8 protein-coding genes are annotated in these 7,867 nt (G+C 67.0%); 6 read left to right on the top strand and 2 right to left on the bottom strand.

Annotated elements, in window-relative coordinates; translation table 11 throughout:
• Positions 1-85 precede the first annotated feature (85 nt).
• Positions 86-847 carry an alpha/beta hydrolase gene (locus tag Q0R16_RS17465; RefSeq protein WP_295639161.1) on the bottom strand — a complete coding sequence of 254 codons (762 nt, stop codon included), beginning with the start codon at positions 845-847 and terminating at the stop codon, positions 86-88.
• A 23-nt stretch (positions 848-870) separates the two neighbouring features.
• Complete coding sequence (locus Q0R16_RS17460; protein WP_295639158.1) at positions 871-2,493, bottom strand: GMC family oxidoreductase N-terminal domain-containing protein; 1,623 nt, start codon at positions 2,491-2,493, stop codon at positions 871-873.
• A gap of 164 nt (positions 2,494-2,657) precedes the next feature.
• Here Q0R16_RS17460 and Q0R16_RS17455 point away from each other — a divergent pair, with 164 nt between their 5' ends.
• The 6 genes from Q0R16_RS17455 to Q0R16_RS17430 all read left to right on the top strand — a co-directional run.
• Positions 2,658-3,053, top strand: coding sequence for an OB-fold domain-containing protein (locus Q0R16_RS17455; protein WP_295639163.1), 396 nt, complete (start codon positions 2,658-2,660; stop codon positions 3,051-3,053).
• Positions 3,050-4,213, top strand: a complete 1,164-nt coding sequence (locus Q0R16_RS17450) for a thiolase family protein (protein WP_295639155.1) — start codon at positions 3,050-3,052, stop codon at positions 4,211-4,213. Before Q0R16_RS17455 ends, Q0R16_RS17450 begins: the two co-directional genes overlap by 4 nt.
• Complete coding sequence (locus tag Q0R16_RS17445; protein WP_295639152.1) at positions 4,213-5,418, top strand: acyl-CoA dehydrogenase family protein; 1,206 nt, start codon at positions 4,213-4,215, stop codon at positions 5,416-5,418. Before Q0R16_RS17450 ends, Q0R16_RS17445 begins: the two co-directional genes overlap by 1 nt.
• A 36-nt stretch (positions 5,419-5,454) precedes the next feature.
• Positions 5,455-6,426, top strand: coding sequence for a thiamine pyrophosphate-dependent dehydrogenase E1 component subunit alpha (locus tag Q0R16_RS17440; protein WP_295639149.1), 972 nt, complete (start codon positions 5,455-5,457; stop codon positions 6,424-6,426).
• Positions 6,427-6,444: 18 nt separating this feature from the next.
• Complete coding sequence (locus Q0R16_RS17435) at positions 6,445-7,458, top strand: transketolase C-terminal domain-containing protein (protein WP_295639146.1); 1,014 nt, start codon at positions 6,445-6,447, stop codon at positions 7,456-7,458.
• Between the two features lie 11 nt (positions 7,459-7,469).
• On the top strand, positions 7,470-7,867 hold a 398-nt coding region (locus Q0R16_RS17430), incomplete at its 3' end, for a biotin/lipoyl-containing protein (protein ID WP_295639144.1).

Here is a 7,867-nt window from a genome sequence, read left to right as displayed (position 1 = left end):
CGAGCGAAGTCGAGACACGCGGGCGCCGCGCTGACGTGTCTCGACTTCGCTCGACACGAACGGATATGGATCGTGTTGTCGGACCCTATGGAAATAGCGCCGCGAACGGTCCTTTGCGGGCAAACGGAGCCCATTCGCCCTCGATTTGCGCCAGTCGATCCGCCACCGCCCACAACACCGCCGGGTTCGAGACCATGCCGAAGTGGCTGGCGTGGACTTCGATGGTCTCGGTCCGCGCGTCGGTTTCGCTCACGCAGTTCTGCCACGCGGTAATCCCGTCGGTCCGGCTGAAGATCGCCGAGGACGGCACCGGCAGCGGCAAATGCCCTTCGGCATAACGCGCACGGGTATCGTCCGAGCCGATGCTGTTGCCGGTCATCCATTCATACGCCGTCGACAAGCTGGTCGCGCTCGGGTCGCCGGTGAACGGGCTGCCCAGCGCGATCACCTGCCGCAATGAACCATGATCGCGCCGCGCCGCCTCGCGCGCAATCACCCCGCCCAGGCTCCACCCGACGAGGCTGACCTTCTTGCCCGACAGCGCCGCCAGATCAGCAATCCGTCGCGCGACGTGCTCACCGTTCTCGCCCGCCGCGTGCTGGTCCATGTTCCAGCCGAGTTCCCAGCCGTGGACATCGTAGCCGAGCGAGGCCAGATACCAGCGCAGCAGCACGGTCATCGCGTCGCTGGTGGCGAAGCCGGGCAACACCATCACCGTATGCCCGTCGCCGCGCGGGGCGGCTGCGAGCAGCGGCCAGGTCAGCGTTGTGGTCATGGCCTCGCTCACGAAGCGCAGCGGCTCCATCATGGTCAGGCCCATGAAGGGGCGCTTGATGGCAACGTTCACGCCCCGCGCCGGGATCGGCGCAATCACAATCTGCGATCCGCAAGCATCATCTCGGCCGCGCGCCAGCCGACCGCCATCGCGGGCGCATTGGTGTTGCCGGTGACATGCCCCGGAATGACCGAGCAATCGGCCACGCGCAAGCCCTCGACCCCGTTCACCCGCAGCCGCGGATCGACCACAGCGCGGTTGTCCGCCCCCATCCGGCACGATCCGATCGCGTGGAGCCCGCACGATGACAGCTTGCGAAACGCGGCGAGCAAGTCCGCGTCGCTCTCCACGTCCGCGCCCGGCACTTGCTCCGGACCGACCATGCCACCCAGCGGATCGGCGGCCATATAGGCGCGCATGAAACGCATCAGCGCGACGGCGGATTTCCGGTCGTGCTCGGTGGTCAGCCAGTTGGGCAGGATCACCGGCGCGTGATCGGTGCTGGGTCCGCTGGCACGGATCGAGCCTTCGCTGGTCAGCCGCAGCAACTGGCCATAGATCGTGATGCCGGGGCGCGGGTCGATCTTGTCGAGCGGGACCGGGTTGTTGTCGTCGCTCACCGCGAAGGTGTAGCCGCCGAGGTAAATCTGCGCGTCGGTGCGCCCGTCGGGATGCGCGACATTGCAGAACGCGCCGACCTCGAACGGCCCGGTGGCAAGGATGCCCTTGCGCGTCAGAAGGTAGCGCGCCATCGCCAGCGCAGCGCCTACGCCATAGAACTGCTTGTTGGTGCCTTTGCCGCGCGTCAGCCGGTAGGGCATCGAGATCGACAGGTGCTCGATCACCCGCTCGCCCACATCGGGCGAATCGACCGTGGGCACGATCCCCGCCGCGCGCAGCCGTTCGCCGTCGCCGATGCCTGAACGCTGGAGCAGCAGCGGGCTTTCCATCGCCCCGCCCGCCAGCACGATCTCGCCCGCGCAATCGAAGCGTTGCGCCACGCCTTTGACCGTCGCTTCCACCGCCACCGCGCGCCCGTTCTCGATCACCACCCGCTGCGCCAACGCGTGCGTGATCACCCTGACGTTGGGCCGTGCGCGGGCCGGCGCGAGGAACGTCACCGCCGCGCTCTGGCGTTTGCCCTTGCGGATATTGTGCGAATAGAGCCCGACGCGCGGGCCGGTTTCGGCGTTGAGGTCATCGGTGCGTTTCAACCCCACGACCTCACCCGCCTCGATCATCCGTTCGGCCAGCGGGTACGTGTAGATCGCCGGATCGACGTGGACCCGCCCGCCGCTGCCGCGCGTGGGGCTGGCGCCCGCCGCATGGTCCTCCAGTTTGCGGAACGTGTCGGTCATGCTCGCGCCGGTCCAGCCCACGGCGCCTGCCGCTTCCCAGGCATCATAGTCGGCTGGCTCGCCGCGGCTCCAGATCATGCCGTTGATCGAGGATGATCCGCCCAGGCCCTTGCCCCTGATCCACACTTCGTTGGCCGGCCCGCCGGGCTCGCGCGGTTGCGCGACCGGATAGGCCCACACGTGATCGGGATTGGTGACCAGCCTGGCCACGCCCTTGGGCAGGCCGACCCAGAAGCTGTCGTTTTCGCCGCCGGCTTCGAGCACCAGCACGCGGTGCTGCCCGTCGGCACTCAACCGTTCGGCCATCACGCAGCCTGCGGAACCTGCGCCCACGACGATATAGTCCCAAGTCTCAGCCATCCGCGCGACTCCCCTTGGGCGGGCGTCGTGCCACAGTTGTGCGGGCAGCGACCCTAGCGTTTTGCAGAGTCGCCATTGCCCCCCCGATTGGGGCTTATGGCAGACCTGAGGACTCGGGCGCACCGGCGCTTGCGAGACATTGGCCAAAGAATCTTGGGATGACGATGCACGCTATCGCCGAAGGGCTGTTCACCAACGAAACCCCGCCACGCCTGATCGGCGGGCGCGATCGTGCGAGCGGCCGCGTGGTGTTTCCTTGCCCGGAAGGAGACCGCTTCGATCCGGTGCCGCTGGGCCGCACCGGCACGTTGTGGTCGTGGACGGTGCAGCGCTATCGCCCCAAGTCGCCGCCTTATGCCGGACCCGACGCGTTTCGGCCGTGGGCGGTGGGCTATGTCGAACTGCCCGGCGAAACGATCGTCGAGGCGCGTGTGGTCAACGTGGACTTCGCCGCGATCCGCATCGGCATGGCGCTGGAACTGGCGCCGGTGGCGCTCGATCCCGATGCGCATGATCCCGTGATGATCCCCGCCTTCCAGCCGATTGGAGTCGCCGCATGAGCGGAGACGTATGCATCGTCGGCGTGGGCATCCACCGTTTCGGGCGCACCGATGGCGTGTCGGGGCTGGAGCAGGGCGTGTTCGCGGTCAACCAGGCGCTGGGCGATGCGGGGATCGACTGGCAGCAGATCCAGTTCGCCTATGGCAGTTCGGATGCCGCGGGCAATCCCGACACGATGGTCGAACGGCTGGGGCTGACCGGCGTGCAGTTCATCAACGTCCGCAACGGCTGCGCGGCGGGCGGATCGGCGCTGTTTTCGGCGCAGATGGCGATCAAATCGGGCGAGTACGATATCGGCCTGGCGGTCGGGTTCGACAAGCACCCGCGCGGCGCGTTCGATGCCAAGCCCGCCGAATACGGCTTGCCCGAATGGTACGGTGATGTCGGTCAGATGGTCACCACGCAGTTCTTCGGCGCCAAGATCACCCGCTACATGCACGAGCACGGCATAACCCCGACCACGTTGGGCCGGGTGGCCGAAAAGGCCTACCGCAACGGCGCGCATGCCCCGCACGCGTGGCGCCGCGAGCCGGTGTCGCTCGAAACGATCATGGACGCGCCGCTGGTTTCGGACCCTTATACCAAGTTCATGTTCTGCTCGCCGGCCGAAGGCGGGGTGGCGCTGATCCTGGCCAGCGAGAAGAAGGCGCGCGAACTGGGCAAGCCGCTGATCCGGCTCAAGGCCGCGACGATGCGCACCCGCCCGCCGGGCTCGTTCGAGGTGTTCGCGCCGTCGATCGACCTTGATCCCGCCGATGGCCGCCCGCGCGGAACGGCCACGCGCATCGCCTCGGCCGACGCGTTCCGCATGGCGGGGATCGGGCCGAAGGACATCGCGGTCGCGCAATTGCAGGACACCGAGGCGGGCGCCGAACTGATGCACATGGCCGAAAACGGCTTCTGTGCCGATGGTGCGCAGGAACAATGGCTGGCTGAAGGCCGCACCGAAGTGGGCGGCGCGCTGCCGGTCAACACCGATGGCGGCTGCCTGGCTTGCGGCGAACCGATCGGCGCATCGGGGCTGCGGCAGGTTTACGAAAACGTCGTGCAACTGCGCGGAGACGGCGGCGGGCGGCAAGTGCCCGGCAACCCCAAGACCGCCTATACGCACGTTTATGGCGCGCCCGGTGTTTCGGCCGTGACGATTCTGGAGCGCTGATGGACATCGCGCTCTCCCCCGCCGAAACCGCGTTCCGTGACGAGGTGCGTGACTTTCTTGCGGCTTCGCTGCCCGAAGCCTTGCGCGAGGGCGCGGCGCGCACGCCGTCGGTGTTCGTCGAGCCCGAGATCGGGCAGGAATGGAACAAGGTCCTCAACGCGCAAGGCTGGCTCGGCTATCAATGGCCGGTCGAGCACGGTGGCACCGGCTGGAGCCCGACCGAGCGCTACATCTTCGAAAAGGAATGCGCGCTGGCGGGCGCACCGGGGCTGACCGTGCTGGCGCTCAAGCTCGTCGCGCCGGTGATCTGGGCCTTCGGCACCGAGGCGCAGAAGCGCTTCTACCTGCCGCGTATCCTGTCGGGCGAGGATTACTGGTGCCAGGGCTTTTCCGAACCCGGCAGCGGATCGGACCTGGCCTCGCTGCAATGCCGCGCGCAGCTTGAGGGCGATACTTACATCGTCAACGGATCGAAGATCTGGACCACGCACGCGCATCACGCCAACAGGATGTTCGCGCTGGTCCGCACCGATCCCGCGGCGCGCAAGCAGGCGGGCATCAGCTTCCTGCTGATCGACATGGCGCAGCCGGGGATCAGCGTCCGGCCGATCCTGACGCTGGCGGGCGATCATGAGGTCAACCAGGTGTTCCTCGAAGACGTGCGCGTGCCCGTCAGCGACCGCGTGGGCGAGGAAGGCGCGGGCTGGGCGATCGCCAAGTTCCTGCTGGAAAACGAGCGCGGCGGATCGTGCCATGCACCCAAGCTCGGCTACGATCTCGACAAGATCGAGACGGCGGCGGCGCAAGAACCCGACGGGCTCGGCGGCAACCTGGCCGATGATCCGCAATGGAAACGCCGCGTCGCTAACGCCCGGCTGGGTGTGCAATCGCTCGAAATGATTGAACTGCGCATCCTCGACGGGATCGCCAAGGGGCGCGAGCCGGGACCGCAGACGTCGCTGTGCAAGCTGCTGGCATCGAACTTGCGGCAGGAAGTCGATGGCCTCGCGGTCGACCTTTATGGTGCGGCCGGGCTCCAGCTCGATCCGGCGCGGCCGTTCTATGTGGGCAACACCGCGCCGCTGCATTCGCCTGAAGCGCAAGCCGCCGCCGCGCGCTATCTCAACAGCCGCGCCTGGACGATTTTCGGCGGCACCAACGAAGTCCAGCTCGGCATCATCGCCAAGACGGTGCTGGGCCTGTGAAGAAAAAGACGTGAAAAGAAGGATGAGGGAGAGCCCATGCAGCTAAGCCGCGAGGCGCTGACGCGCGCCTACCGCCAGATGAAGGTGATCCGCGAGTTCGAGGAACGCCTTCACATCGAAATCCAGACCGGTGAAATCGCCGGCTTCACGCACTTGTATTGCGGGCAGGAAGCCGTTGCGGTGGGGGTGTGCGAGCACTTGTCGGTCGATGACAAGATCGTCTCGACGCACCGCGGCCACGGCCATTGCCTCGCCAAGGGCTGCGACGTGAACGGCATGATGGCCGAGATCTGGGGCAGCCGCGAGGGCCTGTGCAAAGGCAAGGGCGGATCGATGCACATCGCCGATGTCGATCTGGGCATGCTCGGCGCCAACGGCATCGTCGGTGCAGGCTCGCCGATCGGTGTGGGCGCGGCGCTGGCGGCGAAGCTGGACGGCAAGGGGAACGTCGCGATCACCTTCTCGGGCGATGGCGCATGCAACCAGGGCACCACGTTCGAGGCAATGAACATGGCGGTCGTCACCAAGGCGCCATGCATTTTCCTGTTCGAAAACAACCACTATTCCGAACACACCGGCTTCGAATACGCGGTGGGCACGCAGCAGGACATCGCCAGCCGGGCCGAGGCGTTCGGGATGAAGGTGTGGCGCGGTGATGGGACAGATTTCTTCTCGGTTTACGAGACGATGCGCGAGGTGCTCGAATACGTCCGCAGCGGCGCTGGCCCGGCGGCGGTCGAATTCGATACCGAGCGCTTTTTCGGCCACTTCGAGGGCGATCCGCAACGCTATCGCGGGCCGGGCGAGCTCGACCGCATCCGCGAGACGCGCGATTGCCTCAAGATCTTCCGCGCGAGCGTCACCGCCGCCGGGCTGCTCAGCCACGCCGATATCGATGCGCTCGATGCCGATGTGATGGCCGAAATCGAAAACGCGGTCACGCTGGCGCGCGCCGCTGACCGCCCTACCGCCGATGACGTCCTGACCGACGTCTATATCAGCTACTGACGACAGGACCGCGTAACGATGGCGCAGATGATGTACCGCGATGCCGTGCTGAGCACGATCGCCGAGGAAATGGCGCGCGATCCCAACGTGGTCGTGCTGGGTGAGGACGTCGTCGGAGGCATGGGCACGCCCGGCGGACCCGAGGCGATCGGCGGGATCTGGTCCACCTCGACCGGGCTGTTCGGCCAGTTTGGCGCGGATCGCGTGATCGACACGCCGATCTCCGAATCCGCAATCGTCGGCGCGGCGGCGGGGCTGGCGCTGGCGGGCAAACGTCCAGTGGCCGAGCTGATGTTCGCCGATTTCATCGGGGTGTCGCTGGACCAGATCTGGAACCAGATGGGCAAGTTCCGCTATATGTTCGGCGGCAAGACCAAGTGCCCGGCGGTGATCCGCATGGCCTATGGCGCGGGCTACAACGCCGCGGCGCAGCACAGCCAGTCGGTCCACCAGATCCTCACCGGCATGCCCGGGCTCAAGGTCGTGATCCCCAGCACCCCCGCTGACGTGAAGGGCCTGCTGCGCACCGCGATCCGCGATGATGATCCGGTGATGTTCCTTGAACACAAGGCGCTTTACGGCATGTCGGGCGAAGTGCCCGATGATCCCGATTTCATGATCCCGTTCGGCCACGCGCGCCTTTCGCGCGCGGGTGAGGACGTGACGATCGTGTCCTCGGGCCTGCTGCTGGGCTTCTGCGAGGCGGTGGCGGACAAGCTGGCCGCCGAGGGCATCGGCTGCGACGTGATCGATTTGCGCACCACCAGCCCGCTCGATGAGGAAACAATCCTCGATTCGGTCGAGGTGACGGGCCGGCTGCTGGTCGTGGACGAAGCCCCGCCGCGCTGCGGATTGGCCGTCGATCTTTGCGCGCTGGTCGCCGCCAAGGCCTTCGCCAGCCTCAAGGCGCCGCCGCAGGCGGTGACCCCGCCGCACACCCCCATCCCGTTCGCGCGCGAGCTGGAGAGCGCCTACCTGCCCTCGACCGACAAGATCGAGGCGGCGGTGCGCGCGCTCCTCGCCTGGCGCTAGGAGGCCGCGACATGGCCGATATCCGCCCGTTCTGCATGCCCAAATGGGGCATCGAAATGACCGAAGGCACGCTCGCCGAATGGATGGTGGCCGAAGGGGACGCCTTCACACGCGGCCAGACGCTCTGCGCGATCGAAACCGCCAAGATCTCGAACGAAGTCGACGCCGAATACGACGCAGTGGTGGCGCGCGTGCTGGTGGCTGCGGGCGATGAGGCGCAGCCGGTCGGCGCGCTGCTCGCGGTGTTCGCTGAGGCTGGGGCGAGCGTGGAGGAGATCGACGCGTTCATCGCCGGGTTCAAGCCGGCCGAAACCGGGGTTGCGGCCAAGGCTGGTGTGCCTGCCCCCGCCGTTGCACCTAAGCCGGTGGCCAAGCCCGCAACCATCACCACCAATCGCCCGATCAGCCC

This window comes from Novosphingobium sp. (assembly GCF_025351285.1).
Classification (GTDB): domain Bacteria; phylum Pseudomonadota; class Alphaproteobacteria; order Sphingomonadales; family Sphingomonadaceae; genus Novosphingobium.
The sequence above is the reverse complement of the archived record's forward strand: the minus strand, read 5'-3'. Positions and strand labels throughout refer to the sequence as shown.

Bases quoted from the DNA above. Each gene is read 5' to 3' on its own strand.
- Q0R16_RS17460 (WP_295639158.1), bottom strand. From the start codon at position 2,493: ATGGCTGAGACTTGGGACTATATCGTCGTGGGCGCAGGTTCCGCAGGC.
- Q0R16_RS17435 (WP_295639146.1), top strand. From the start codon at position 6,445: ATGGCGCAGATGATGTACCGCGATGCCGTGCTGAGCACGATCGCCGAG.
- Q0R16_RS17450 (WP_295639155.1), top strand. From the start codon at position 3,050: ATGAGCGGAGACGTATGCATCGTCGGCGTGGGCATCCACCGTTTCGGG.
- Q0R16_RS17445 (WP_295639152.1), top strand. From the start codon at position 4,213: ATGGACATCGCGCTCTCCCCCGCCGAAACCGCGTTCCGTGACGAGGTG.
- Q0R16_RS17455 (WP_295639163.1), top strand. From the start codon at position 2,658: ATGCACGCTATCGCCGAAGGGCTGTTCACCAACGAAACCCCGCCACGC.
- Q0R16_RS17440 (WP_295639149.1), top strand. From the start codon at position 5,455: ATGCAGCTAAGCCGCGAGGCGCTGACGCGCGCCTACCGCCAGATGAAG.